The 26,589-nt window shown below is 62.3% G+C and carries 25 protein-coding genes; 10 read left to right on the top strand and 15 right to left on the bottom strand.

Translation table 11 applies throughout. The annotated features are described in order from the left end of the window. Nucleotides 1–10 precede the first annotated feature (10 nt). From NKH30_RS24040 to NKH30_RS24070, 7 genes are all read right to left on the bottom strand, one after another. Complete coding sequence (locus NKH30_RS24040; protein ID WP_352773952.1) at nucleotides 11–829, bottom strand: ABC transporter permease; 819 nt, start codon at nucleotides 827–829, stop codon at nucleotides 11–13. Further along, a complete protein-coding gene (locus tag NKH30_RS24045) occupies nucleotides 826–1,794 on the bottom strand; it encodes an ABC transporter permease subunit (protein ID WP_352773950.1) in 969 nt (322 codons plus the stop codon). Before NKH30_RS24045 ends, NKH30_RS24040 begins: the two co-directional genes overlap by 4 nt. A gap of 9 nt (nucleotides 1,795–1,803) precedes the next feature. Further along, nucleotides 1,804–2,943 carry an ABC transporter ATP-binding protein gene (locus NKH30_RS24050; RefSeq protein WP_352773948.1) on the bottom strand — a complete coding sequence of 380 codons (1,140 nt, stop codon included), beginning with the start codon at nucleotides 2,941–2,943 and terminating at the stop codon, nucleotides 1,804–1,806. Between the two features lie 72 nt (nucleotides 2,944–3,015). Beyond that, a complete protein-coding gene (locus NKH30_RS24055; RefSeq protein ID WP_352773946.1) occupies nucleotides 3,016–4,113 on the bottom strand; it encodes a polyamine ABC transporter substrate-binding protein in 1,098 nt (365 codons plus the stop codon). 352 nt (nucleotides 4,114–4,465) lie between these two features. After that, entirely contained in the window at nucleotides 4,466–5,419 is a 954-nt protein-coding gene (locus NKH30_RS24060) for a DMT family transporter (RefSeq protein WP_023677450.1), read from the bottom strand. Between the two features lie 182 nt (nucleotides 5,420–5,601). Next, nucleotides 5,602–6,474: a DUF2167 domain-containing protein gene (locus NKH30_RS24065; RefSeq protein WP_352773945.1), complete on the bottom strand. Its 873-nt coding sequence runs from the start codon at nucleotides 6,472–6,474 to the stop codon at nucleotides 5,602–5,604. A gap of 217 nt (nucleotides 6,475–6,691) precedes the next feature. After that, complete coding sequence (locus NKH30_RS24070) at nucleotides 6,692–8,143, bottom strand: helix-turn-helix domain-containing protein (protein WP_352997347.1); 1,452 nt, start codon at nucleotides 8,141–8,143, stop codon at nucleotides 6,692–6,694. A gap of 237 nt (nucleotides 8,144–8,380) precedes the next feature. Between NKH30_RS24070 and aceA the strand changes: the two genes are divergently transcribed. Both aceA and NKH30_RS24080 read left to right on the top strand, forming a co-directional pair. After that, nucleotides 8,381–9,670 carry an isocitrate lyase gene (aceA, locus tag NKH30_RS24075; protein ID WP_352773942.1) on the top strand — a complete coding sequence of 430 codons (1,290 nt, stop codon included), beginning with the start codon at nucleotides 8,381–8,383 and terminating at the stop codon, nucleotides 9,668–9,670. Between the two features lie 78 nt (nucleotides 9,671–9,748). After that, nucleotides 9,749–9,991: an SMc00767 family acetate metabolism repressor gene (locus NKH30_RS24080; protein WP_023719402.1), complete on the top strand. Its 243-nt coding sequence runs from the start codon at nucleotides 9,749–9,751 to the stop codon at nucleotides 9,989–9,991. A gap of 64 nt (nucleotides 9,992–10,055) precedes the next feature. On the opposite strand, the gene NKH30_RS24085 is transcribed toward NKH30_RS24080, so the two are convergent. Continuing rightward, nucleotides 10,056–10,517, bottom strand: coding sequence for a RidA family protein (locus tag NKH30_RS24085; protein WP_352997349.1), 462 nt, complete (start codon nucleotides 10,515–10,517; stop codon nucleotides 10,056–10,058). Between the two features lie 428 nt (nucleotides 10,518–10,945). Between NKH30_RS24085 and NKH30_RS24090 the strand changes: the two genes are divergently transcribed. Further along, nucleotides 10,946–11,335 carry an ANTAR domain-containing protein gene (locus NKH30_RS24090; RefSeq protein WP_352819358.1) on the top strand — a complete coding sequence of 130 codons (390 nt, stop codon included), beginning with the start codon at nucleotides 10,946–10,948 and terminating at the stop codon, nucleotides 11,333–11,335. A 32-nt stretch (nucleotides 11,336–11,367) separates the two neighbouring features. Here the strand turns inward: NKH30_RS24090 and NKH30_RS24095 are convergent, their stop codons facing one another. Beyond that, a complete protein-coding gene (locus NKH30_RS24095) occupies nucleotides 11,368–12,084 on the bottom strand; it encodes an HAD family hydrolase (protein ID WP_352773936.1) in 717 nt (238 codons plus the stop codon). A gap of 169 nt (nucleotides 12,085–12,253) precedes the next feature. Between NKH30_RS24095 and NKH30_RS24100 the strand changes: the two genes are divergently transcribed. The 4 genes from NKH30_RS24100 to NKH30_RS24115 all read left to right on the top strand — a co-directional run bounded on the left by NKH30_RS24100 (nucleotide 12,254) and on the right by NKH30_RS24115 (nucleotide 16,542). Beyond that, on the top strand, nucleotides 12,254–13,687 hold the full coding sequence (locus NKH30_RS24100) for a glutamine synthetase family protein (protein ID WP_352457076.1): 1,434 nt from the start codon (nucleotides 12,254–12,256) through the stop codon (nucleotides 13,685–13,687). A gap of 66 nt (nucleotides 13,688–13,753) precedes the next feature. Beyond that, nucleotides 13,754–14,122, top strand: coding sequence for a four helix bundle protein (locus NKH30_RS24105; protein WP_352997351.1), 369 nt, complete (start codon nucleotides 13,754–13,756; stop codon nucleotides 14,120–14,122). Between the two features lie 73 nt (nucleotides 14,123–14,195). Further along, a complete protein-coding gene (locus tag NKH30_RS24110) occupies nucleotides 14,196–15,482 on the top strand; it encodes an NAD(P)/FAD-dependent oxidoreductase (RefSeq protein WP_352472715.1) in 1,287 nt (428 codons plus the stop codon). A 259-nt stretch (nucleotides 15,483–15,741) separates the two neighbouring features. Beyond that, nucleotides 15,742–16,542: an SH3 domain-containing protein gene (locus NKH30_RS24115; protein WP_352616656.1), complete on the top strand. Its 801-nt coding sequence runs from the start codon at nucleotides 15,742–15,744 to the stop codon at nucleotides 16,540–16,542. A 63-nt stretch (nucleotides 16,543–16,605) separates the two neighbouring features. Here NKH30_RS24115 and NKH30_RS24120 read toward each other — a convergent pair whose 3' ends face one another. Beyond that, nucleotides 16,606–17,352, bottom strand: coding sequence for an SDR family oxidoreductase (locus NKH30_RS24120; protein WP_352819613.1), 747 nt, complete (start codon nucleotides 17,350–17,352; stop codon nucleotides 16,606–16,608). Between the two features lie 272 nt (nucleotides 17,353–17,624). On the opposite strand from NKH30_RS24120, the gene zwf reads away from it, so the two are divergent. The 3 genes from zwf (at nucleotide 17,625) to edd (ending at nucleotide 21,686) form a co-directional block, all read left to right on the top strand. Then, entirely contained in the window at nucleotides 17,625–19,094 is a 1,470-nt protein-coding gene (zwf, locus tag NKH30_RS24125; RefSeq protein WP_352819611.1) for a glucose-6-phosphate dehydrogenase, read from the top strand. Beyond that, a complete protein-coding gene (gene pgl, locus NKH30_RS24130) occupies nucleotides 19,076–19,789 on the top strand; it encodes a 6-phosphogluconolactonase (RefSeq protein ID WP_352768101.1) in 714 nt (237 codons plus the stop codon). The genes zwf and pgl overlap by 19 nt, the downstream gene beginning before the upstream one ends. A gap of 73 nt (nucleotides 19,790–19,862) precedes the next feature. Then, nucleotides 19,863–21,686, top strand: coding sequence for a phosphogluconate dehydratase (gene edd / locus NKH30_RS24135; protein WP_352819609.1), 1,824 nt, complete (start codon nucleotides 19,863–19,865; stop codon nucleotides 21,684–21,686). Nucleotides 21,687–21,734: 48 nt separating this feature from the next. Here edd and NKH30_RS24140 read toward each other — a convergent pair whose 3' ends face one another. The 5 genes from NKH30_RS24140 to NKH30_RS24160 all read right to left on the bottom strand — a co-directional run bounded on the left by NKH30_RS24140 (nucleotide 21,735) and on the right by NKH30_RS24160 (nucleotide 26,376). Further along, nucleotides 21,735–23,402 carry a vWA domain-containing protein gene (locus NKH30_RS24140; RefSeq protein WP_352819607.1) on the bottom strand — a complete coding sequence of 556 codons (1,668 nt, stop codon included), beginning with the start codon at nucleotides 23,400–23,402 and terminating at the stop codon, nucleotides 21,735–21,737. Between the two features lie 113 nt (nucleotides 23,403–23,515). Further along, entirely contained in the window at nucleotides 23,516–24,514 is a 999-nt protein-coding gene (locus NKH30_RS24145) for a GlxA family transcriptional regulator (RefSeq protein ID WP_254820541.1), read from the bottom strand. 16 nt (nucleotides 24,515–24,530) lie between these two features. Next, nucleotides 24,531–25,430 (bottom strand): bifunctional methylenetetrahydrofolate dehydrogenase/methenyltetrahydrofolate cyclohydrolase FolD, encoded by a 900-nt coding sequence (gene folD / locus NKH30_RS24150; protein ID WP_023677432.1) that lies wholly within the window; start codon nucleotides 25,428–25,430, stop codon nucleotides 24,531–24,533. Between the two features lie 37 nt (nucleotides 25,431–25,467). Next, nucleotides 25,468–25,602: a hypothetical protein gene (locus NKH30_RS24155; protein WP_352768092.1), complete on the bottom strand. Its 135-nt coding sequence runs from the start codon at nucleotides 25,600–25,602 to the stop codon at nucleotides 25,468–25,470. 36 nt (nucleotides 25,603–25,638) lie between these two features. Next, nucleotides 25,639–26,376: a hypothetical protein gene (locus NKH30_RS24160; RefSeq protein ID WP_352819606.1), complete on the bottom strand. Its 738-nt coding sequence runs from the start codon at nucleotides 26,374–26,376 to the stop codon at nucleotides 25,639–25,641. Nucleotides 26,377–26,589 lie beyond the last annotated feature (213 nt).

Here is a 26,589-nt window from a genome sequence, read left to right on the forward strand (position 1 = left end):
AGCAGCAGCATCAACCGCGCTGTGCGGCCTGCTCGTCGCGTTGGCGCTGCACCTCGCGGCGTTTGTTTGCGAGCGAAGCGATGATCACGCCAACTGCGACGACCGCGATCAAGATGGTGCAGGCTGCGTTGATTTCCGGCGTCACGCCAAGGCGGACCTGGCTGTAGATCTTCATCGGCAGCGTCGTGGCGCCGGGTCCCGAGGTGAAGCTGGCAATAACCAAATCGTCGAGCGACAGCGTGAAGGCCAGCATCCAGCCGGAGACGATAGCCGGCATGATGACCGGCAGCGTGATCTGGAAGAAGGTCTTCACCGGTGGCGCGCCGAGGTCCATCGCGGCCTCTTCCAGCGAACGATCGAAAGTGATCAGGCGCGACTGAACCACCACCGCAACGAAGCACATGGTTAGCGTGGTGTGGGCAAGCGTCACCGTGAGAAAGCCGCGGTCGAGGCCGACGGCGACGAAGAGCAGCAGCAGCGACAGGCCGGTGATGACTTCCGGCATGACCAGCGGCGCAAACACCATGCCGGAAAACAGAAGCCGGCCGCGAAAGCGCGTGTAGCGTGTCAAGGTGAGCGCCGCCAGCGTGCCGAGCACGGTCGCCACGCTTGCCGAGATGACGCCGACGCGGGCCGTCACCCAGGTGGCGTCCATCAGACCCCGGTTGTGGAACAGCGACACGTACCATTTCGTCGAGAAGCCACCCCAGACGGTGACCAGCTTCGATTCGTTGAAAGAGAACACGACGAGCAGGACGATCGGCAGGTAAAGAAAGGCAAAGCCGAGCACGATCGACGTGATGTTGAAGCGGCTCCAGGTCGCGTTCATTGGTCCTGCTCCTGGGCGCGCGCCTGGGCTCGCTGGAAGAGCATGATCGGCACGATCAGCAGCAGCAGCAAGATGACGGCAACCGCGGACGACACCGGCCAGTCACGGTTGGCGAAGAACTCGTTCCACAGCGTCCTGCCGATCATCAGCGTCTGCGAGCCGCCGAGCAGGTCGGGAATGACGAACTCGCCGACGGCGGGAATGAACACCAGCAGGCAGCCAGCGATGACGCCGGGCAGCGACAGGGGGAAGGTGATCTTCCAAAAGGCGCTGGTCGGCGGACAGCCGAGATCCTTGGCGGCCTCGATCAGAGAATGGTCCATCTTCTCCAAGGACGAATAGAGCGGCAGCACCATGAACGGCAGATAGGAGTAGACGATGCCGATGAAGATCGCCGTATAGGTGTTGAGGATGATCAGCGGTTGGCTGATGATGCCGGTGGCGAGCAGCAGCTGGTTGAGCAGGCCCTCGGGCTTGAGGATGCCGATCCAGGCGTAGACACGGATCAGAAACGAGGTCCAGAACGGCAGGATCACCAGCATCAGCAAGGTCGGGCGAATCGTCGCTGGGGCGCGCGCCATGCCATAGGCTATGGGATAGCCGACCAGCAATGTCAGGACCGTCGAGATGGCGGCGACGATGACGCTCGTCACATAGGCATTGAAGTAAAGCGCATCCTGCGTCAGCCAGGTATAGTTGTCGAAATTCAGTGCGCCGAATCCTGAAATAAACCCGGAAATGCCGCTGCGGAAATCAAGCACCGGCGTGTAGGGCGGCATGGCGATCGCCGTCTGCGACAGCGAAATCTTGAAGACAATGATGAAAGGGACGAGAAAGAAGAACAGCAGCCAGAGGTAGGGGATGATGATGACGAGCCGGCTAACGAACGCCGCTCCCAGCCTGACCAAGGCGGATTTGCCGGCAGCGCTTGCCGGAGAGCTTGTTGCGGCAGTGACAGCGGACATGATCAGTCTCTACCGTGTCAGGACGACGCCGGCGTCGGGGCGGAAAGAAACCCAGGCGCGGTCGTTCCAGGTCAATGGGTCCTCGGTGAGACGTGCCGCGTTCATGGTGCTCGCCCGCACCACCTGACCGTCGTTCAGCCTGACGTGATAGACGGTCATGTCGCCGAGATAGGCTATGTCGTAGACCTCGCCCTCGATGGCGTTGACGGCACCGGCCGGTTTTATGGAGGACACCTTGATCTTCTCCGGCCTGATGGCGAAGGTGACGGATGTCCCGGCCGCGGCATTGCCGGCATTTTCGGTCCAGATGGTGATGCCGTTGCCGGCATCGATGCTCGCGCTGCCGGCCTCGCCAGCCGCGATCTTGCCGTCGAACATATTCACATTGCCGACGAAGCCGGCGACGAAGCGGGAACCCGGCGCCTCGTAGACCTCGGCCGGCGTCGCCACCTGCATCACCTCGCCCTTGTCGATGATGGCGATGCGGTCGGCCATCGTCATCGCCTCTTCCTGATCATGGGTGACAACGACGAAGGTGAGGCCGAGGTTCTGCTGCAGGTCCATCAGCTCGAACTGGGTCTCCTCGCGCAGCTTCTTGTCCAGCGCACCAAGCGGCTCGTCGAGCAGCAGGACTTTCGGCCGCTTGGCCACCGAGCGGGCGAGTGCAACGCGCTGGCGCTGGCCGCCCGACAATTGGTGCGGTTTGCGCTTGGCGAACTGCTCGAGCTTGACCAGCTTCAGCATCTCGGCGACGCGCTTGTCGATGTCGGCCTTGGCCATGCCTTCCTGCTTGAGGCCGAAGGCAATGTTGTTCTCGACCGTCATGTGCGGAAACAAGGCGTAGGACTGGAACATCATGTTGACCGGCCGTCGGTAGGGCGGAATGCCGCGCAGATCCTGGCCGTCGAGCAGGATGCGGCCGGCGGTCGGCTCCTCGAAGCCGGCGAGCATCCTGAGCAGCGTCGATTTCCCGCAGCCTGAGGCCCCCAGCAAGGCAAAGAATTCGCGTTCGAAAATGGTCAGCGACAGGTTGTTGACCGCTGTAAACTCACCGAATTTCTTGGTGACGTTGTCGAACTGGATGTATGGCTTGGCGTTCGGATCGTTCCATGGCGCAAAATCCCTGCGGATGCTGCCAAGCGATTTCATGTCCCACTCCGTCCTGCTGCTTGCCTCATGAGAAAGCGGCCCGGCAACGGCTGCCGGGCCCTGGTCAGGTTGCTATTGGCCGGTGACGATCTTGGTCCAGGTGCGGGTGATGATGCGCTGGGTCTTGGGATCGTAAGGCGAAACGGTGTAGAGCTTCTGCATAGTCGCGGCGTCGGGATAGATCGCAGGATCTTCCAGAATCGCCTTGTCGATGAACTGCTGCGAAGCCTTGTTGCCGTTGGCGTACAGAACGGCATTTGATGATTTGGCGATCACTTCCGGCCTCATCATGTAGTTGAGAAATTCGTGTGCCTCGGCGACGTGCGGTGCATCGGCCGGTATCGCCATCTGATCAAACCATATCTGCGCCCCTTCCTTCGGCACGGAGTAGCCGATTTCGACACCCTGCTTGGCTTCATCGGCGCGATCGCGCGCCTGGAAGATGTCGCCCGAGAAGCCGACCGCCAGGCAGATATCGCCGTTGGCCAGGGCGTTGATGTATTCGGAAGAGTGGAACTTGCGGATGTAGGGCCGGATCTTGAGCAGTGCCTCCTCGGCCTTGGCGATATCGTCGGCAGACGTGCTGTTCGGGTCAAGACCGAGATATTTCAATGCAGCCGGTATCATGTCCGCCGGCGAGTCCAGCACATGAACGCCGCAATCATTGAGCTTCTTCAGTGTGTCTGGATTGAAGAAAACATCCCAGCTGTCGATCTTGTCGGAGCCAAGTGCCGCCTGCACTTTCTTGATGTTGTAGCCAATTCCGACCGTTCCCCACATATAGTTGACGGAATATTCGTTGCCGGGGTCGTATTCATTGGTCCGCTCCGAAATAACATCCCACATGTTGGAAATATTCGGCAGTTTCGATTTGTCGAGCTTCTGGAACACACCCGCCTGGATCTGTCGTGCAAGGAAATTGCCGCTGGGCACGACGACATCGTAGCCGCTGCCGCCGGCGAGCAGTTTCGTTTCCAGGATCTCGTTGGAATCGAAAGTGTCGTAGACGACCTTGATGCCGGTTTCCTTGGTGAAGTCGTCGATGATCGAACTGTCGATATAGTCCGACCAGTTGAAGACGTTGACGACGCGATCCTCGGCATGCGCGCCCAAGGTAAAAACTGCCAGAAACGCCGAAGTCGCCGAAAGCCAGAGCGCTTTGCGGGTCATGCTATTCTCCTTTGATGAGTGTTCCGTCGCCAGCTCGTCGCGGCGTCCGCGCGGCTGGGCATTTGCTTCAAGGTATTGGGCTTGCAGGCAGGCGACAAGCGCGAATTGCCGGCGCCATTATCGTTCGGCGGCGAGCCGACAGCGAAGACCTGGCGTGGCGTTGGTGGTGTTCCGACGCCGTCGGAAGCTTTCGCTACGGCGCGGGCAGGGAGACGACGATATTGTCCGGCCTCGATGCGACCGGCATGGAGACTTGGCAAGATACGCCTGTCTTGTTGTTGCCGTGATCGCAGCCTGCCCGCGCGGCTGCGACGTTGTCAATGGTTCATCTCGCTTTGACGCGCGCACTGCATCAATTAGGTGACGGCACACCGGTGACGCCCGCTCGCGCGGGCCGCGTCTGGCGTTTGAACTCGAGCCCGATATGGACGAGCAGCGCGGTGACCACGACCGCACCGCCGACGATGGTGCGCGCCGACGGCACCTCGGAATGGATGAGCCAGACCCAGATCGGGCCAAGGATCGGTTCGAACGTGCCGAGCAGCGCCGCGACGGCGGCCGGAACAAGCCGGGCTCCGGTGGCGAAGAAGGCGAGACCGAGTCCCAGATTGATCACGCCAAAGGCAAAGAGGAAGCCCATATCGTGGCTGGAGACGCCCAGCGCCGACGCCTGCGATGCCGCAAAGGCGGCCGCCAGCATCGTGCCGAGGCAGGTCGCCGGCGTCATGCGCACATGGGCAAAGCGGCGCGTGATGACGGTGGCGATCGAGAACATGACAGCGATGAGCAGCGCCAGCCCGTCGCCGATTGGCGACACCGCGCCATCGAGCGATTCCGACACCATGATGGCGACGCCGACAATAACGGCGGCGATCGCCACCCAGGTCGCCACCGCCACCCGTTCGCGAAACAGCGCCCAGGCAAACAGCGCCGCCAGAAGCGGCACGCCGGCCTGCATCAACAGGATGTTGGCGACGGTGGTATAGGCAAGCGCCACGACGAAAGAGGTCGACGCCGTGGCGAAGCAGAACGCCACCGCAAGGCCGGCCAGGCCCATGCCGCGAAACAGCTTCAGCGTGCCACGCCAGCCATCGCGCCAGACCATGAAGCAGAGCAGGAAGGCGGCGGCCCAGACCGAGCGCCAGAACACCACCGTCCAGCTGTCGGCGTTGTCGATGAAGCGCGCAATGCTGCCGCCGAAGCTCCACATCAACGCCGACAGGAATACCAGCAGGAAGCCGACGCGTTCGCCTTGCGGCGACACGATCGGCGAAGCGGCAACCGGAGATGATGCGGTATCGGTCATGGGTATGACTGTCGGCGAATTCGGAGCAGCACGATGTGCAATGGACGACAGAGACGTGCCTCATTCGCGTAACGCAAAGCAGAAGGCCGGGCGTGATCCAGTTCGATGTTCCGTTTGGCGCACTGACGAGGGCGCATCGCCCTCGCCCGGCGATGATCCGAGGCGACCGGTCGACGATGGCTTTACGACGTGCCCCTATTGCCGCGGATAAAGCGCCAGAGACCGGCCAGCGGAACCAGCAGGAGCAGGCCAAACTTTTTCAGCGCGATCAGCGCCACGACCAGAAAACCTGCTTTCGCCGCCAGCTTGCCGGCAATCAGGCCACCGACGCCAATCGCCGCAACCGTATCGACGCCCGGCACGAAATCAGCGTATGTCTTGCCGGTATTGAAGTCCGCGAGGCCAAGCACTTCATCCAGGCTTTGCCTTATCTCCGGCAATTGTTCCACCGTCGCGATATAGCTCATCACGAAGACGCCCTCCCTGCCAAGGAAACGGACGTCGTAGTTGAGCGTATGGGCGGCATCGTTGCCAAATTGCAGCTCCTTGGCCCAGTGCAGGCGCTTGTGGGCCGCGTCATAAACCGGCGGCGACGCCCAGCCGATCAGCGTAATGGGCGCATAGCCATCCTTTACCCTCTGATCGTTGCCGGACAGAGTGTCTGACTGCATGTTGCGCAGCAGTTCATTGTAATCGATGGACGCGGCGTCGCTGTCGTCGACGTAACCGATCTTTTCCCAGCGCAGCTCTATCCCCCAATTGTTGTCGGCAATGGGATCATGGGAGACTGGAAAGATCATGCCGAGGGCATCGGAACCAGAGTCGGGCGGATTGCCCCAGGCTTCGGTGAGGACGGAGAGCGTGTCCTTCTTGTCCAGAAAATAGAACTTGTCCTTGAGGTCGAGATGGACGCCTTCGGCAAGATTTATCGCGCCGGTCTTCGGATCGATCTTGTCCAGGAACGCCTTGCCGGCATCATTATACTGTTGATAGGATTTGAAGAAATCCGAGGACTTTTCAGCCAATGCGGGATCGGCCGAAAACGCGAGCGCCAAGCCAAAAAACTGTCCTGCCCATCATTGATCCCCCGACCGTTGCGCAGTTCTTTTTTTGATACCGTACCGTCAATGCTGAATCAATATTCGGCTGAATCAATATTTTGGCCGAACCAATATTTTGGCCGGCAACCGCGAACCAGCTTACTGGTTGCCGCCGCAGGAACAGATGAGGTCCTTTGGTCGAAGATTCAGCCGCAATATTGCTGGAGCCGAATCACTGGAAATCGAACGCCGACAGTCCCGTGACCATCTCGTCGAGGCCGAGCGGACGTGTAACGGGTGGCTCGGCGCGGGCGAGGCAGCCGATGCGTTCGCACAGCCGGCAGGCAGGGCCGACCGGCGTAGCCAGCGCAGCGGCGCTCTGTCCGGTCTTGCCGATGGCGGCCGGCCCCGGCAATGCCGCTCCATAGACGACCTCGTCGCGAAAACCGATGTCGCAGCCGAGCAACAGCGCCGTGCGCCGCGGGCGCTCGGCAAACGAGCCCTGCGGCCCCTCGAGCGTGCGGGCAATGCAGAGAAACGCTGCGCCATCTGGCATTTCCACTGCCTCGACCAGGATCTGGCCGGGCTGAGCGAAGGCGGCATGGACCGGCAGCTTCGGACAGCCGCCGCCGAAGCGGCTTTGCGGAAAGCCGTGGCTGCCCGCCTTGCGGAAGCGATTGCCGGCATTGTCGACCTCGAGCATGAAGAACGGCACAGCCAGCGCACCCGGCCGCTGCAGGGTGGTCAGCCGGTTGGCCGCCTGCTCGAACGAAACGCCGAAGCGCGACCGCAACATGTCGATGTCATAGCGGGCGCGGACCGCCGCCGCGTGAAAAGGCTGATAGGGCATCATCAGCGCGTGCGCGGCATAGCGGCCGAGCTCGAAACGCGCCAGCCGGCGGGCTTCGTCGGTGGTCAGCTTCAGCACCTGGATCTCGGCGGCGACAGCGACGCTCATGCGGATCAGGCAGGCCTCCATCGCCACCTCGCGCAGTTGATCGAATGGCGACAGCCGCTCGGACAGGAACAGGCGCTGCGAGTGACGGTCATAGCGACGCCGCCAGTTGGGCATGGTGGCGACCGGCAATACCTTGACGACGATGCCGAATTCACGCCGCAGCCAGGCCTTCAACGCACTGAACAGACCGTCGCCGCGATCGAGCACCGACGTGAATGCCTCGGCTTCCTCTTCGAGCGCGGCAAAATGGTTCGGCCGGCGTTCGAAAATCTCATGCACCTCGTCGATCGGCAGCCTGGCACCGGAGAGGGCGGTGGCCTTGCCGTCACGCGCGAGCAGTTCGTTGAGATCGGATAGCCGCTCGGCCTGCTCGCGATAGGCGCGAAACAGCTTTATGACGGCAGCGGAGGCGTTTGGCGCCGCCTCGACAAGCTCGATGAGTTCCTGGTCGCCCGGCAGTTCGCCGGCCAGCAGCGGATCTGAAAACACTTCCTTCAAGTCGGCAACCGACCCCCTCGCCTCGCCTTGCAATTCGTGCGGGTTGACCTTGTAGACAGTTGCCAGTCTCAGGATCAGTTGCACCGTCAGCGGCCGCTGGTTGCGCTCGATGAGATTGAGATAGGACGGCGAGATGCCGAGCCCTTCTGCCATCGCCGTCTGGGTCAGCCCCTTGGCGTTGCGGATGCGACGAATGCGCGGCCCGGCAAAGATTTTGTGGTCGGCCAATCGACTGCCCTTGACAGAAATTTACATCCGCTGATGGCATGGCGGCGTTTTACAATCATGACAATTTACAGCTCTCATCCGTCAAACGCAACACAGGTTTTCTCTTATTTTCTGGCTAACCTGGAGGTTTACCTCGCTTGCGTCGTGCCGGCATGTAAATGATGTCACACATGGCGCACGCATTTTTCCTCTGCGACGCCTTCCGAAAACCGGCATCAAAACCGCCTGGAGTGACCAATGACCGACTTTTACAACCTTGTCCCGTCGGCGCCGCAAGGCCGCTTTGATGGCATCGAACGGCCCTATTCGCCGGAGGAGGTGAAGCGGCTGCGCGGCTCGGTGCAGATCCGGCAGAGCCTCGCCGAAATGGGGGCAAACCGGCTGTGGCAGCTCATCCATGAAGAAGATTTCGTCAACGCGCTGGGTGCCATGTCGGGCAACCAGGCGATGCAGCAGGTGCGGGCGGGGCTGAAAGCGATCTATCTGTCGGGATGGCAGGTCGCCGCCGATGCCAACACCGCTTCCGCCATGTACCCGGACCAGTCGCTCTATCCCGCCAATGCGGCGCCCGAGCTGGTCAAGCGCATCAACCGAACCTTACAGCGCGCCGACCAGATCGAGACTTCGGAAGGCAAGGGGCTGTCGGTCGACACCTGGTTCGCGCCGATCGTCGCCGATGCCGAAGCCGGCTTCGGCGGGCCGCTCAACGCCTTCGAGATCATGAAGGCATTCATCGAGGCGGGTGCGGCCGGTGTCCATTACGAGGACCAGCTGGCTTCGGAGAAGAAATGCGGCCATCTCGGCGGCAAGGTACTGATCCCGACCGCCGCACACATCCGCAACCTCAACGCCGCGCGGCTTGCCGCCGACGTCATGGGAACGCCGACGCTGGTCGTGGCGCGCACCGACGCTGAAGCGGCAAAGCTCTTGACCTCCGACATCGACGAACGCGACCGGCCCTTCGTCGATTATGGCGCCGGCCGCACGGCGGAGGGCTTCTACCATGTCAGCAACGGCATCGAGCCCTGCATCGCCCGCGCCATCGCCTATGCGCCCTATGCGGACCTGATCTGGTGCGAGACCTCCAAGCCCGATCTGGCGCAGGCCAGGACGTTTGCCGAGGGTGTGCGCAAGCATCATCCAGGCAAGCTGCTTGCCTATAATTGCTCGCCGTCTTTCAACTGGAAGAAGAATCTCGACGACGCGACGATTGCGAGGTTCCAGAAGGAACTCGGCGCCATGGGTTACAAGTTCCAGTTCATTACGCTGGCCGGTTTCCACCAGCTCAATTTCGGCATGTTCGAGCTCGCCCGCGGCTACAAGGAGCGGCAGATGGCCGCCTATTCGGAACTGCAGGAGGCGGAATTCGCCGCGGAAGCCAATGGCTACACCGCCACCAAGCACCAACGCGAGGTCGGCACCGGCTATTTCGACGCCGTCTCGATGGCGATCACCGGTGGCCAGTCTTCGACCACGGCCATGCATGGATCGACCGAGCACGCCCAATTCAGGCCGGCGGCGGAATAGCGGAATAGCAGACAGACCGAGGGAACGCTCAAACGGGCATGGCAATACAACAGACATGGCAACACAGGGAGAAGACCAATGGCATCGATAAGCCGCGTCAAGGAACGGGCCGAAGAGCAGGCCACCAGCATGAATGTCGACCAGCAGGCGACCATCCGAATGCTGGCGAACGATCTGCACAGGCTCAATCAGTCGGTGATGAAGGCGGTCGAGGCCGGCGTCTCGGTCGAACTGGTGCGCTCGGCACGGCACCATGGCGGCGACGGCAACTGGGGCGATCTGCTGATCCCGGTCATCGTCACGCAGCGGAGCCACGACTGATAAACTCTATCGCACCGCGCCTTTTTGAACGCATGCTATTGCACCTCGCACGCCGCGGCTCTGCCTAGTCCGGCAGAGCTGCTAGTGCAACGATTTCAATGACAAGATCAGGCTGCGCAAGCGCTGCAACGCCAATAACTTCCGACGGCGGCGGGTTGTTGTAGCTGCAGTGCTTCGGGCAGTGCACGGCAAAGAATTCGTCCAAGACGTCCAGGCGAAAATTGGGGGAGCTCAGCACGCCGCCATCGGGAAATGGCCCCTTAACAAAGAAGGTCAGCCGGATGAGATGCTCGAGCTCAGTGCCAAGCTCTTCCAGATCTAATTTGATGTTGGTGAGAATTGCGCGCCACTGCGCGGCCGCATCGCCGACGGCGCCGCCGCCGCTTTTGCCGATCGGATCGTAGTCCTCGGCGGTCGCGGTGTTTCCGGAAAGGTAGACAAATCCCTTTGCGCCGGTAACGACCGTACCCTTTCCCCATGGCATCAACCGGCCGTTTTTGAATTTCTTGTGAGTCACGAGTTCCATTGTCATCTCCCGCCGATCAAAGAGACGTGCCTAGCCAACGAGGAAGGGTAGTCCGGCGAGGCGATACGACAAGCTCGCGACAGACCTGCCTCGCCTTCATCCAACCTTTCAACCCGGCTATGGCTGCGAGTTGGTGCGTACGCGCCGCAAAGCCAAACTTCGCTGAAGCCTGCCCGGTTGTGGTGGCAACTTCTCCTTCGGGCGGCGGCAAAGAAAAGCACTTAATTTTAATTTTAATGTTTCTTGCGATATTCTCCTGATATGCCATTTGAGCTTGACATGAGCAGTGATCTCACGCCAATTACCTCTCGAGTTTCAACCCTGCATTGAAACATTGAACAACGGCCTGCCCCGCCATGTGCCCAGCGAATCGCGATATCGAGACTGCAAAACAGCTGCCTTTCGTTAGCCGGAACATGGAGACGCGGATGCTCCCGGATTTTTCTCGGGTGCTGGTGGTCGGAAAATCACCGATCAACCGCGTCGTGGTTTCAAAGATCGTGGAGCGGTCCGGCCTCAAACCGATCTCGGAAACTCCCGAAACCGCGGCAAAGGCCTTGCACACGCTGATTCCCGGGACTGTCGTTCTCGACGGCGGTGCGGAGAACGGGGACTGCGACGCCTTGCTGTCGGGTATCGATGCACTGCGAAGGGCGTCAGGCAGATCGCTTCCGTCGGTGATCCTGCTTTCAGTCAAGACCGGCACTCCGGAGAGCCTGGGCTTGTCCAGCGTCGTCGATGCAGTGGTCGTCAAGCCGATCACCACCGAACGGCTGCAGCCGGTGATCGACCGGCTGATCGCGATTAGCCGCAATTGACGCCGACCGCTATGCCTCGACTGCAGACCTGATCAATCAATCTCGCCGATACGCTCGATCAAGCCCGGCAATTCACCGAGATTGGCTATCTGGCGAAAGCGTGGTGCCGAGACCGGCGGCTCGACATGTTCCAGCACCCAGGTCAGCTCATGCGGAACGTGGATGCCCCAACTGCCGGCTTCGATGGCCGGCACGACGTCCGATTTGAGCGAGTTGCCGACCATCATGCCCTTTTCCGGGCCGTCGCCGTGGCGGCTGAAGATGCGGCTATAGGTGGCCGCGCTCTTGTCGCTGACGATTTCGACCGCATGGAACAGCTCGCCCAGGCCGGATTGCGCCAGCTTGCGTTCCTGGTCGAACAGGTCGCCCTTGGTGATCAGCACCAGGCGGTAAGCGCCGCCCAGCTTTTCCACGGTCTCGCGCGCATGCGGAAGCGGCTCGATCGGATGGCTGAGCATCTCGCGGCCCGCGGCGAGAATTTCAGCAATGGTTGAGGCAGGCACCTGGCCTTCGGTGACCTCGATCGCCGTCTCGATCATCGACAGCGTAAATCCCTTGATGCCGAAGCCGTAGACCGCGAGGTTGCGCTTCTCGGCCTCCAGCAATCTTGCCGAAATCCGATCCTCCTCGGCGTGGTCGGCGAGCAGCGCGGAGAGGCGCTGCTCGGTCATGCGGAAGAACTGTTCGTTCTGCCACAGCGTGTCGTCGGCATCGAAGCCGATCGTTGTCAGTTTGCGGCTGTGTTGCATTCGACGTCTTCAATTGCGGCGTTGCGGGACGCCGACCCTAGACCAGGATGTTTTTATCCGGAAGTCGTTGTGTTTCCCCGGCTAGTCGAGGCGGACGCCAGCCGGCTCCCCTTCCCTTTCGTCGCCGGCAACGGCTATACTCCACAATCTGCAACAAATCTGGTGATTGATGCCGCCTGCAAAAAAGGAAGTCCGTCCGTCGAGCCGCGGAGGACGCGCCCGCACGCCTGCCTTCGTGAAAAACCAACGTGGCGTCAAGAACTGGAAGGAAGTCAGCGCCTGGCTGGAATGGCGCGGCATCGAAGATATCGAATGCATCACACCCGACCAGGCCGGGGTTGCGCGCGGCAAGATGATGCCATCGAAGAAGTTCACCTCCAACACCTCGCTGGCGCTGCCTTCGGCGGTGTTCATGACGACGATTTCCGGCGGCTATCCGGAGGACGGCAACGGCTTCCACTATCCGGAGGACGACGGCGACCTCAAGCTGATGCCTGACCTCTCGACGCTGACGGTGGTGCCGTGGGAGGAGGACCCTACCGCGGCGGTTATCTGCGACCTCGTCCACCAGGACGGCCGCTCGGTCGAGTTCACGCCGCGCAACGTGCTGAAGCGCGTGCTTGCCGCCTATGACAAGCGTGGACTGAGGCCGGTCGTGGCACCCGAGATCGAGTTCTACCTGGTGCGCAAGAACCCCGATCCGGACTATCCGCTGACCCCGCCGGTAGGTCGATCGGGGCGGCCGATCGGCGGCGGCGCCGGCTATTCGATCGCCGGGGTTAACGAATTCGACGAATTGATCGACGACATCTACCATTTCTCCGAAAGCCAGGGCCTGGAGATCGACACGCTGATCCACGAGGAGGGCGCCGGTCAGCTCGAAATCAATCTGCGTCACGGCGATCCGATCGAGCTCGCCGACCAGGTGTTCATGTTCAAGCGAACCATCCGCGAGGCGGCGCTCAAGCACGAGATCTACGCCACGTTTATGGCCAAGCCGATCCAAGGGCAGCCCGGTTCGGCCATGCATATCCATCAGTCGATCATCGACAAGAAGACCGGCAAGAACGTCTTTTCGGCGGAGGACGGCTCGGAGACCGAGGCCTTCTTCCATTTCATCGGCGGCATGCAGAAACATGTGCCGAACGCGCTGGTGATGTTTGCGCCCTACGTCAATTCCTACCGGCGGCTGACGCAGTCGGCCTCGGCGCCGGTCAACAACAAATGGGGCTACGACAACCGCACCACCGCCTTCCGCGTGCCCCGCTCCGACCCGGCTGCGCGGCGCGTCGAAAACCGCATTCCCTCCTCCGATGCCAACCCCTATCTGGCGCTGGCGGCATCGCTTGCCTGCGGACTGATCGGCATGACCAACAAGATCAAGGCCGAGCCGCCGGTTCTGACGACCGCCAACGAGGACCAGATCGACCTGCCGCGCAGCCTGCTCGAAGCCGTCGACCTGTTCGAGGCAGACGAAGAACTCGGCGCGCTGCTCGGCAAGTCATTTGCCGCCACCTATGCGGCGATCAAGCGAGCGGAATTCGAAACCTTCATGGAAGTGATCAGCCCGTGGGAGAGGGAGTATTTGCTGCTGAATGTGTAGTAGGGGAGTAGGGGAGTAGGGGAGTAGGGGAGTAGGGCAATATGGCAGTAGGGCAGTAGGGCAAGGATGACGGACAAGATCGCATCGTACAGGGATCTGATCGTTTGGCAGCAAGCCATGGACCTAACAGTTGCAGTCTACCAGGTGACAAGGACTTGGCCGAAAGACGAGATCTACGGGCTGACGGGTCAGGTGCGTCGGGCAGCAACGTCGGTGCCCGCCAACATCGCCGAGGGTTACGGCCGAGAAAGCCGAGCTTCCTACCAGCAGTTTCTCAGGATCGCCCAGGGATCACTCAAGGAACTGGAGACACACCTTTTAATCGCGCAAAGGGTTGGAATTACCTCTCGCGAGGCGGTCGAGTCATTGATGCCCCATAGCGAGAGCGTAGGAAAGCTCTTGCAGCTTCTGATCCGCAAGCTGTCGGCTGAATAGACACCTACTGCCCTACTGCCCTACTGCCCTACTGCCCTACTGCCCTACTGCCCTACTGCCCTAGCCGAGCATCATGACTTACCAATCCCCAATCTCCCCCGGCCGCTCCTGGTACGAAGACACGGCCGGGCCAAGGCCCGAATATCCGGCGCTCGACGGCGACCGGACATGCGATGTGGTGATTGTCGGCGGCGGCTTTACCGGCCTGTCGGCGGCGGCTCATCTCGCCACGACAGGCGCGGATGTCGTGCTTATCGAAACGCATCGTTTCGGTGACGGCGCATCGGGCCGCAATGGTGGCCAGCTCGGCACCGGACAACGGGCCTGGGCAGAGGAACTGGAAGCGGAATACGGCTTTTCCCGCGCCAAGGCGCTGTTCGACCTTGCCGAAGAGGCCAAGGCGCATCTGCTCGACTTTGCCGCGATGCACCAGATCGAGATCGACTATATGCCCGGCCAGATGTCGGTGGCGCACAAGAAGCGCTATGTCGACGACTACAAGGCGCATGCCGAGATCATGGCAAACCGGTTCGGTTATCCGCACATCTCATTCATGGATGCCGCGGAGACTGCCGAGCGGCTCGGCTCGACGCATTATTTCGGCGGCACCCGCGACACCGGCACCGGCCATGTCCATCCGCTGAAGCTGGTGATCGGCACAGCGAAAGTCGCGGCAGAGGCCGGCGCAAAGCTTTTCGAGCAGACGCCGTCGACCGGCATCACCTCCGGCGGCGGCAAGGTCAGGGTTGTGACGCCGAAGGGCACGATCACCGCCGCTAAATGCCTGATCGGGGTCAACGCCTATGGCGGCACGCTCGAACCGGTGAGTGCCGCGCATATTATGCCGATCGGCTCGTTCATCGGCGCGACGGTGCCGCTGGGAGCCGATTCCAAAGTGTTGCCGGGTGGCGAGGCGGTCGACGATTCGCGCTTCGTCGTGCGCTATTTCCGCAAATCGAAGGATGGGCGGCTGCTGTTTGGCGGGCGCGAGATCTATGCGGTCAACGATCCCAAGGACATCCACATCCACATCCGCCGGCAGATTGCCGAGATCTATCCGGCACTGAAGGACGTCGAGATCACTCATGGCTGGGGCGGCTATGTCGGCATCACCGTGCCGAGAAAGCCGTTCGTGCGCGAAGTGATGCCCAATGTGACCTCGATCGGCGGCTATTCCGGCCACGGCGTCATGCTGTCGAACTTTTTCGGCAAGCTTTATGCCGAGACGGTCGCCGGCAACCGCGACCGGCTGAAGCTGATCGAGGACCTGAAAATTCCACCCTTCCCCGGCGGCCGGCGTTTGCGCGCGCCACTGCTCTTCCTTGCGCTCAACTGGTACGCGTTGCGGGACAGGATCTAACCAGACGTTGCAGAATCCTTAACCAGGGCGCAGAATTCCCGCCAAGGGCGCAGTGATGCCACAATCGCGGGCGAAAGATGATGCTCGTGGGCAGCTGAACGGGGAATTTTTGCGGGCCTGCCCGCTTTTGGTTTGGGACCGATGCCGATCGAAATGCCGGCTCTCCGGCATGGGTCGTAAGAACATCGGCCCGCAAATGGAGGTGGCAAGTGTGAGAGAGCCCTTCAGTTTCGGCGCGCCGGAACGACGGCGCCTTGCGATGCAATTCGGTTACGATATGCGGCCGACGTTCTGGCACGGGGTCCGGTCGAACGCGCATCTGGTGATAGCCGCGCTTGGCACGGTCGCACTGCTCGGCGTTGCCGCGGTGGCACTGTGGCTGGCATTGCCGGCAAATGAGCGACAAGCGGCCGCAAGTCCTGAGCAGATCGTTCCGACCATCCCGGTCAAGACGACGAAGATCATGCCTGCCAAGGTTGCTGCGGCGCCGCGGACGACGGGCAAGGCAGATGCGGTTTCCCCAGCGGTGGCCGCGGCGGAAGCCGAGATACCAGCGCTGGCTCCCAACGATCCGCGCTGGACAGGGCCAAAGACGGCATCGGCCGCCGCCACGGCAGCATCCGACCAGCTGGCAAGCCAGACCGAGCAGGCGACCGATAAATCGTCTGCTTCGGTGGCATTCGCCGACCCGGCAGCAAAACCCGACGCTGCGGCATTGTTTGCCAAAGTCGCGGCTCCCGGCAGCTCAACGAAAAACAGCGGGCCCGATGGCGCGCAGACCGCCGCCATCCCCACGCCCAAGCCGCAACTGCCGACGCAGACTTCGAGCGAAGACGACAACAGCACCAAGGCAAATTCCGGAAGAGCCAATACTGCCGGTACCGGACGCATCCTGAGATCCGTCACCATGCGCACCGGCCCAAAAAAGAATGCAGCCGCCATTCTCACCGTGCCGGCCAAGACCTCGGTGCAGGTGATGAGCTGCAAGCAATGGTGCCAGATCGTCTACAACGGCAAGCGCGGCTGGATTTACAAGAGCTACGTCAAAACCGGGGCGTAGGGCCGGCAGAGCGATTGCGGGTCGCTCGCCATCAGCCAGTCCTTCGCCGGAGGCCCCGGCCGTTCAAATACAACGTCCGCCGTCGACTTCCAGCGACACGCCAGTGATGAAAGCCGCTTCGTCCGAAGCAAGCCAAAGCGCGGCATTGGCTATGTCGAGCGGCGTCGAAAGCCGGCCGAGCGGGATCGACGCGCGGAACTTCTCGCGGATCTCGGGTGTGTCGGCGCCCATGAATTTCGCGAGCATGCCGGTCTCGCCGGCAACTGGGCAGAGGCAGTTGACGCGGATGTTCTTCGGCGCGAGTTCCACAGCCATCGATTTGGTCGCGGTGATCGCCCAGCCCTTCGATGCATTGTACCAGGTGAGGCCAGGCCGCGGCCTGATACCGGCCGTGGAGGCCGTCGTCAGGATGACGCCACCGCCTTGCCGTTCCATGACCGGCACCACTGCAAGCGCTGCGTGGTAGATCGCCTTCATGTTGACTGATGTGATCAGGTCGAAGGTCGCTTCGTCGACTTCCAGCATGTCACCGTTGCGATGGGTGTAACCCGCGTTGTTGACCATGATGTCGATGCGGCCGAAGGCGCTCATTGCGGCATTGACCATGTCGTCGAATTCGGACCGCAGCGAGACGTCGGTCTGGGTCCAGATCGCCTTTTCGCCGATCTCGCCGGCAACGCGCTCTGCGCCCTTGGCGTTCAGATCGGCGACGACTACCCGCGCGCCCTCCTCGGCAAAGCGCCTGGCCATGCCCTCGCCAAAGCCCGAGGCAGCGCCAGTGATGATTGCGACCTTATTTTTGAGGCGCATGCTTTTCTCACTCATCGTTGAAAGCGATCGATGACGCGTTTGGCCAGGCCATCGAAAGATGTGCGTCCATCGACGATTTCTCCTTTGGCTTTCGCTGCCATCCGGCTCTATGCTGCAACTGCGAAGGCTCCGGAAGCATCGCTTGCCGACAAGCCTCCGGCCAGCGCCGGTGTCAAGAGCACACGCGGATGTGACGCAATGGCACTGGCAAGTTTAAATCGATTAGATTATATCAGCCGCGTTATCGCGACCGGCGTCACAGCGGACAGACCATGACCAGCCAGATCATTCCCGTCGACCCTTTCGACTTCATCATTTTCGGCGGCACCGGCGACCTGTCGGAACGTAAGCTTCTGCCGTCGCTGTACCACCGGCAGCGCGACCACCAGTTTTCCGAGCCGACGCGCATCATCGGCACATCGCGTTCGAAGATGACCGACGAGGAATTCCAGTCGTTCGCCAGGCAGGCGATTGCCGATCATGTGAAACCGGAGGATATCGACGCCACGGAACTGAAGACGTTCCTCGCGCGGCTCTCCTATATCCCGGCAGATGCAACCACAGGTGCCGGCTTCGACAGGCTGAAGAAGGCGATCGGCGACAGCGAACACATCCGCGCTTTCTATCTGGCTGTGGCACCGGCGCTGTTCGGCGACATCTCGCACAAGCTGAAGGAGCACGGGCTGATCACGCCGAATTCGCGCATTGTGCTGGAAAAGCCGATTGGCCGCGATCTCGCTTCGGCGCGCGCGCTCAACGACCTGGTCGGCGACGACTTCCATGAAAGCCAGATTTTCCGCATCGACCACTATCTCGGCAAGGAGACGGTCCAGAATTTGATGGCGCTGCGTTTTGCCAACGCGCTCTACGAGCCGCTTTGGAATTCCGCCAATGTCGATCATGTGCAGATCACCGTGGCCGAGACTGTCGGCCTGGAAGACCGCGTCACCTATTACGACAAGGCCGGCGCATTGCGCGACATGGTGCAGAACCACATGCTGCAGCTGCTCTGCCTGGTCGCGATGGAGGCGCCGTCGTCGATGGACGCCGATGCCGTCCGTGACGAAAAGCTCAAGGTGCTGCGGGCGCTGAAGCGCATCAACGGCAACGAAGCGCCGAAGCACACGGTGCGCGGTCAGTATCGTGCCGGCGCCTCGGCCGGCGGGCCGGTGAAAGGCTATGTCGAGGAACTCGGCAAGAACAGCAACACCGAGACTTTCGTTGCGCTCAAGGCCCAGATCGGCAACTGGCGCTGGGCGGGCGTGCCGTTCTACCTCCGAACCGGCAAGCGGCTGGCGACGCGCGTTTCGGAGATCGTCATCGAATTCAAGCCGATCCCGCATTCGATCTTCGGCGAGAGCGCCGGGCCGATTTCCGCCAACCAGCTAGTCATCAGGCTGCAGCCCGACGAGGGCGTCAAGCAGTTCATCATGATCAAGGATCCGGGGCCGGGCGGCATGCGGCTGCGCCAGATTCCGCTCGACATGAGTTTTGCGCAATCCTTCGACGGCCGCGCCCCCGATGCCTATGAGCGGCTGATCATGGACGTGATCCGTGGCAACCAGACGCTGTTCATGCGCCGCGACGAGGTCGAGGCGGCGTGGAAATGGATCGACCCGATCCAGGACGCCTGGGAGAGCGGCAGGCAAGAGGCGCAAGGCTACACCGCCGGCACATGGGGTCCCTCGGCCTCGATTGCGCTGATCGAACGCGACGGGCGGACATGGCACGAGAGCAATTAGGCGGCGCCTACAACTGGCACGAATTTGCCGGACGTCAGGAGTTGGCGACAGCGCTTGCCGGCCACGTCGCCGGCCGTCTGTCAAAGGCGATCGCCGAGCGCGGCACGGCGCTGCTTGCGGTCTCGGGCGGCACGACGCCGGCGAAATTCTTCGCGGCGCTTTCGACCGTTCCGATCGCCTGGGAAAAGGTGACGATAACATTGGTCGACGAGCGCTTCGTGCCGCCCTCATCGCCGCGCTCCAATGCCGGCCTGGTTGCCGCCAACCTGCTGCAGAACGCGGCCGCCGCCGCGAATTTCGTGCCGCTCTACTACGCCGCGGCAAGTATCGAGGGTGCAGCGGTCTCCGACAGTGAGGCGCTGCAATTGCTGCCCTGGCCACTCGACGTCGTTGTGCTCGGCATGGGAACTGATGGCCACACCGCCTCGTTCTTTCCGGATGCCGACAACCTGGCACGATTGCTCGATCCGTCGTCGCAAAGGATCGTGCTTCCGGTTCATGCGGCAAGCGCCGGCGAGCCACGGCTGACGCTGTCACTGGCGCGGATCATCAATGCCGCCTTCATCGCGCTGCATATCGAGGGCGCGGAAAAACGCAGCGCATTCGAGGCCGCGCTTGGACCTGGAACACGAAAGCCCATTCGCGCCGTGCTCGATGCCACTCAAAAGCCCGTAGAGGTTTTCTGGGCACCCTGATCTCAACTTGGCTGCAGGTCCCGGCAACAGCCGGAAGGTGTTTGCGGGACCTCGCCTGAAAGGACCGACCGCCATGACCGCAAGACGCGATATCGAAGCCATCACCCAGCGCATCCGTGAGCGCTCCAAGCCCGGTCGCGAGGCCTATCTCGGCCGCATCGCCGAAGCCTCGAACCGCACCGCCAACCGGGCCGTGCTGTCCTGCGGCAACCTGGCCCACGGCTTTGCCGTCTGCAGCCCTTCCGAAAAGGTGGCACTTGGCGGCGACCGGGTGCCGAATCTCGGCATTATCACCTCCTATAACGACATGCTGTCGGCGCATCAGCCTTTCGAGACGTTTCCGAGGCTGATCAAGGATGCGGCGCGCGAGGCCGGCGGCATCGCCCAGGTGGCCGGCGGCGTGCCGGCGATGTGCGACGGCGTCACCCAGGGCCAGCCCGGAATGGAGCTGTCGCTGTTCTCGCGCGACGTGATCGCCATGGCCGCGGCAATCGGCCTGTCGCACAACATGTTCGATGCCGCCGTCTATCTCGGCGTCTGCGACAAGATCGTGCCTGGACTGGTGATCGCGGCGCTGACCTTCGGCCATCTGCCGGCGGTCTTCATCCCGGCCGGGCCGATGACGACCGGCATTCCGAACGACGAAAAAGCCAAGATCCGCCAGCTCTATGCCGAGGGCAAGGCGGGACGGGCCGAACTGCTCGAAGCGGAATCAAAATCCTATCACGGGCCGGGAACCTGCACTTTCTACGGTACCGCCAATTCCAACCAGATGCTGATGGAGATCATGGGCCTGCACACGCCTGGCGCTTCCTTCGTCAATCCTGGCACGCCGTTGCGCGACGCGCTGACCAGGGAAGCGACGAAGCGGGCGCTGGCGATCACCGCGCTCGGCAACGCCTACACGCCGGTCGGGCGGATGATCGACGAGCGCTCGATCGTCAACGGTATCGTCGGCCTGCACGCCACCGGCGGTTCGACCAACCACACCATCCACCTGATCGCCATGGCGGCGGCGGGCGGCATCGCCATTACCTGGCAGGATATTTCCGACATCTCGGAAGCCGTGCCGCTGCTGGCGCGAGTCTATCCGAACGGCCTTGCCGATGTGAACCACTTCCACGCCGCCGGCGGGCTCGGCTTCCTGATCCGCGAACTGCTCGACGCAGGCATCCTGCACGAGGATGTGCAGACGGTGTGGGGCGAAGGGCTGCGCCCCTACGCGGTCGAGGCCAGGCTCGGCGCCGACGGCGGCGTCGTGCGCGAGGCTTCGCCGCGCGAGAGCGGGGACGAGAAGGTGCTGGCACCGTTCAAGAAGGCGTTCCAGCCGAGCGGCGGTCTGAAAGTGCTTTCGGGCAATCTCGGCCACGCCGTCATCAAGACATCGGCGGTCAAGCCGGAGCGGCGCGTCATCGAGGCGCCGGCCAAAGTGTTCGACAGCCAGCAAGGCCTGAACGAGGCGTTCAAGGCGGGGTCGCTGACCGGCGACTTCATCGCCGTCATTCGGTTCCAGGGTCCAAAGGCCAACGGCATGCCGGAATTGCACAGGCTGACCACCGTGCTCGGCATCCTGCAGGACCGCGGCCAGCATGTGGCGCTGGTCACCGACGGCCGCATGTCGGGCGCTTCAGGCAAGGTGCCGGCGGCGATCCACGTGACGCCGGAAGCGGCGGAGGACGGGCCTATCGCCAGGATCCATGACGGCGATATCATCAGGCTCGACGCCGAGGCCGGGACGCTGGAGGTACTGGTGCCAGCCGGCGATTTCGCACTGCGCCGGCCCGCGGACAGCGACCTCATAGGCAATGAATTCGGCTTCGGCCGCGAGCTTTTCGCCGGGTTCCGGCAGTTAGTGGGACGCGCCGACCATGGCGCCAGCGCCTTCGGTACGGCGTGATTTTTTTGGCAATAAGTAAGAGCGGCTAATGGCTGCTCTCCACTGGATTTATTGAACCGTCAGTTCGGCCCGCGCGCCGGCCCTGACCGTTACCGTGCCTTCCTTCGAGCTGTTGTCCGATTTCTCCGAAACCACCGCGTAGTCACCGGCCGACAGGGTGGCTTCATACTTCTGATCATAGGCGTAGCCGACCGACTTGCGGGTTCCGTCGATGGCCTTCCTGGCCTCGAATATCTCGATCTTCGAGGCTCCTGGCGCGGTTATCGTCAGCATGCCGGCGTTCATCGCGATCTTCAGATCCTGATGGTCGCCAACCTTGACGCTGAACGGCTGCTCGGCCACCGCAAGGTCGACCGTCGCGACCATTACATAATCGTCGGGCGGCAGATCGAACTTGCTGTCCGGACCGTAGGCATAAGTCACCTCCTGCCTGGTTCCGTCGACGTTCTTTTTCGCCTGGAGCACTTTGAAGCCGATGCCCGAACCCTCGGCCTTGTCGCCGCCGGCAGCATAATAGGCGTTGGCGACGACACGCCCGACGCCGACGATGATGTCCTTGTCGATGACCCTGCCGGCGGCAAGCGGGATCGTCTCGATAACCATGCCCTGGCCGATCGTGACCGTCACCTTCTGGTCACCGGCCGGCAGCACGACTTTCGTGTCACCGTAATAGGTCGGCGGGGTGTCGACGCCGGGATAGCCGATTACGACAGCCGCGCCGTCATCAACGTCCGCTCCTTCGCTCGGCCTGGGGTGGATGACCAGCGTGCCGGCATTCAAGTTGAAGTGCGGTTTGGCGACCTGGCCAGGCTCTATTGTGATCTTCTGTTCGGCCCTGGCCTCGCCGGCACGCGCGACGACGATATAGTCGCCCGGCTCCAGATTGCCTTTGTAGGTGCCATATTCGGTGGTGACAGGATCGCCGCGCGTGCCGTCGGAATTCGCCTTGTAGATCTCCCAGGCATTGCCGTCGGTGACGGGATCGCCACCCTCGGCAAGCACGACGGTGGGAACGAAATTGGACTCCGCCGGCTGAGCGGGCGCCGGCTGGGGAGCAGGCTGCGGGGCGGGAGTCGGTTCAGGGGCGGGTGGCGGAGGCGCGACGGTCTCGACGAGGGCGTCCTGCAATGCCTTTTCATCCGACGCTTCGATATATTTGCCGCCGGTATTGTCGGCGAGGCAACCGATCTGCTTGCCTTCGGCCGCCGTCAGGCCGAAGCCGACGACATTGACGGTGAAGTCGACGCCAGCAGCCTCCAGTTCCTTGCCGAGCGCACAGGGATCGCCGTTGCATGTCTCGATGCCATCGGTGATGAGCACGACCGTCGCCTTGTCCTCGGTGTATTTCAATGCTTCCGCCGCTTGCTTGACCGCGGCGGTCAACGGCGTCTTGCCCTGAAATTTCAGACTGTCGGCCGCGGCTGAGATCGCACTTGCCGAGCCTGCCTGCGGCGGCACGATAAGTTCGATGTCGTCGCAACTGGCCTTCTCGCGATGGCCATAGGCCATGAGGCCGATTTCCTCGTCGGCCGGGACCGATTGCAGCACGTTCCGCAGCGATTGACGGGCGATTTCGAGCTTGGGCTTGCCGTCGATCTGCGCCCACATCGAGCCGGAGGCATCGAGAATGACGATGACGCGATCGGCGGCGAAACCGAACCCCGTCATCCACAGCAGCAGGGCCGCCGCAGCGGCGCTCCGCACGAATCCCGCCATCGAATATCTCCCCCAATCAGTCGCCGCCGCTCGGCGCCGGAAAGCTATTTGACGCTGCGTTGCGACACAAGCCCGGGTGGAGCACGAAGCTGCGTCGCCTCCGTGCAAAACCGTCAATAGGTCGTGCGGCGTTCCTCGGAAGGCGGCCGGCCGAATTGCAGCCGGTAGCTCTGGGCAAAATAGGAATGCGAGGTGAAGCCGGTGGCGATTGCCACGTCGAGGATCGGCATGTTGGTCTGGCGCAGCAATTCGCGCGCCCGCTCGAGCCTGAGCCGCATATAATAGCGCCCGGGCGTCACACTGAGATGGCGCAGGAACAGGCGCTCGACCTGGCGCACCGACAGGCCCGCCGACTTGGCAAGCTGCACCGCCGACAGCGGCTCGTCGAGATGGTCGGCCATCAGCTCGACGATGCGGCGCAGCTTCTCCGACTTGCCGGTCAGGTCGCGTTCCGGCCCGACGCGCTGGCGGTCCCCGGCCGAGCGGATGCGCTCATGCTGGAACTGGTTGGCGACGCCATTGGCGAGGCTCGAGCCGAAATCACCGCGCACGATCTCCAGCATCAGGTCGATCGATGTGGTGCCGCCGGCGCAGGTGTAGCGCTTGCGGTCGATCTCGAAGACGTTGCCGGTGCAGTTGATGTCCGGAAAGCGTTCGAGGAAGCCGGCGCGGTTTTCCCAATGGATGGTGCAGCGATAGCCATCGAGCTGGCCTGCTTCGGCGAGCAGATAGGAGCCGACCGAAAGCGCGCCGAGCGCATTGCCGCGCCGGCCCCAGCTGCGCAGCGCTGCCAGCACCTTGCTCTTGCCGGGAAATTCCGTCGTCAGCCCGACCGAGACGAACAGGATATCGACCGGCGGCAGATCGGCAACCGCGTAGTCGATCTTGAGCGGCAGGCCGTTGGACGCCATGACGGCGTCGCCGTCGGCCGACACCGTAGTCCAGCCATAGAAATCGCGGCCGAGCAGCCGGTTCGCCGACCGGAACGTGTCGATTGCCGCGGCCAGCGAGAACATGGAGAACTTGTCGACCAACAGAAACCCGAACTGCCGCCCGCCCTGAACGGGATCATTGGTGACCGGCCGTTCTAAGGGAACAGTGAGGTTCGGCAAGGACGCTGCTTTCTGGTCAGAAGGAAGGCCGTTTCAATCCGGCTGCGAGATAGGCGGAAGCTAGCGTGTTGGCCATCAGCATGGCAATGGTCATCGGCCCGACGCCGCCAGGCACCGGCGTGATGGCGCCGGCCGCCTTCGCTGCTTCGGCAAAGGCGACGTCGCCGACGAGGCGCGTCTTGCCTTCGCCCTTTTCAGGTGCGGCGACGCGGTTGATGCCGACATCGATGACGGTGGCGCCAGGCTTGACCCAGTCGCCGCGGACCATTTCAGACCGGCCGACGGCGGCGACCAGAATATCGGCGGTGCGGGCAAGCGCCGGCAGGTCCCTGGTCCGGCTGTGTGCGATGGTGACGGTGCAGTTGGCGGCAAGCAGAAGATTGGCCATCGGTTTGCCGACGATGTTCGAACGCCCGACGACGACCGCATTGAGACCGGACAGGTCCTTGCCGCGCACCCGTTCGATCAGCAGCATCGAGCCGGCCGGCGTGCAAGGCACGAAGGCGGTCTCGAGCTCGCCGGTGCCGAGCTTGCCGACATTGATGAAGTGGAAGCCGTCGACATCCTTCTCAGGCGCGATGGTCTGGATGATCTTGCCGGAATCGATATGGCCGGGAAGCGGAAGCTGCACGAGGATGCCGTTGATGGCCGGATCGGCGTTGAGCTGGCCGATGATCTTCAACAGGTCCGGCTCGGAGGTTTCGGCCGGCAGCGTGTGCTGAACCGAATGGAAGCCGCATTCCTTGGCGGTGCGGGATTTGGAGGCGACATAGACCTGGCTCGCCGGATCCTCGCCGACGATGACCACGGCGAGACCGGGCTGCCGTCCGCCCTTTTCCGCCAGTTCGGCGGTCAGGGCCTTGACCCGCCGCACCACGTCTTCGGCGACGCTTTTTCCGTCAATCAACTCAGCCATGAACCACCCTCGACGCCTATCGCGTAAGCCTGCCGCGTTAAAACATCCATGCGGCGCGCTCCAGATATCTTTTATGCAGGCCGTTGCCCAGAACCATGCGCTGCGGGCGGACATGCAGCGCGGCATTTTCACGAAAATCGAGCCGGGCAATCCCGTCAATGCGCCGTCGCATGCCGTTAACTCGAAACCGGCATGTTTTATTCGACGCTCAGAAATAGCGGCGATGCGTGCGGTTTTCGGTGAGCTCGCGAACCGCCTCCCGGAATTCGCGCAGGCTGGCGCGGATTTCCTCGATCTGGCTTTGCTGATCGGCGGCTTCCGAGGCCTGATTTGCCTTCCTCGACCGGGCCTGAGTATAGGTCGGATGCGGCGGCGCGGGTTGCTGCGGATAAGGTGCCAGACCGGCATAGAGCGGCTGCGGAGGGAAGGCGGGCGGCATCGCTGCGATGGAATTTGTCGCGGCGGAAGTCTCACCGGACGCCATCTCCTCCGGCGCTCTGCCAGGCATGAGCCGGCTCAGCGCCGACAACACGGCACCGATCGGACCAGGACGTTTGGTACGCGCGACCTCGACCGGCTGAGCGGGAGGCGGCGCTGCCCGGTATGCTGCGTGATCGGCGGAACCGGCATCGGGGCCGCCAAGGGAGCCAGCGGGGCCGAAAAACCCATCGGCAGCTGCAGCCTCTTCCATCAGTATGGTGCCGGCCTTTGGCTCATCAGGATCGGGCTGGCTTATGCCGGCGGCTGCCAACAGGATCGGACTGGCACGCGCTTCGCGGCGCGAGCGGGCAAGACGATGGCGTGTGGCGGCATCCTCGCGCCATGACGGGCCTGCGCGGTCTTCTAGCGAAACCAGCGATGCTTCGTCCTCGCCGCGCACCGCCTCGACGAGCGACAGCAAGGACTGCTCGTTCCTCCAGTGTTCACGATTTTTCCTATAAGCCATGGTTTCTGGAGCCTTCCCCTCGGGCTGGGACGTAGCGACCGCCACTGCTTAAGCGATGCTAAACAGGCATAGGAAATAAAAGGTTAATTTGGTCGCCGCGCGACTGCGCGACTACATGCGCATCCCAACCGCAAGGTCGGGGTTTCCGCCTGATCACGGTCCCAACAGGGCTTCCCCGTCCTGCCGCGAACGTCTATGGGGAAGCCATCTCTA

It is taken from the genome of Mesorhizobium sp. M1273, assembly GCF_040318195.1.
Classification (GTDB): Bacteria; Pseudomonadota; Alphaproteobacteria; order Rhizobiales; family Rhizobiaceae; genus Mesorhizobium.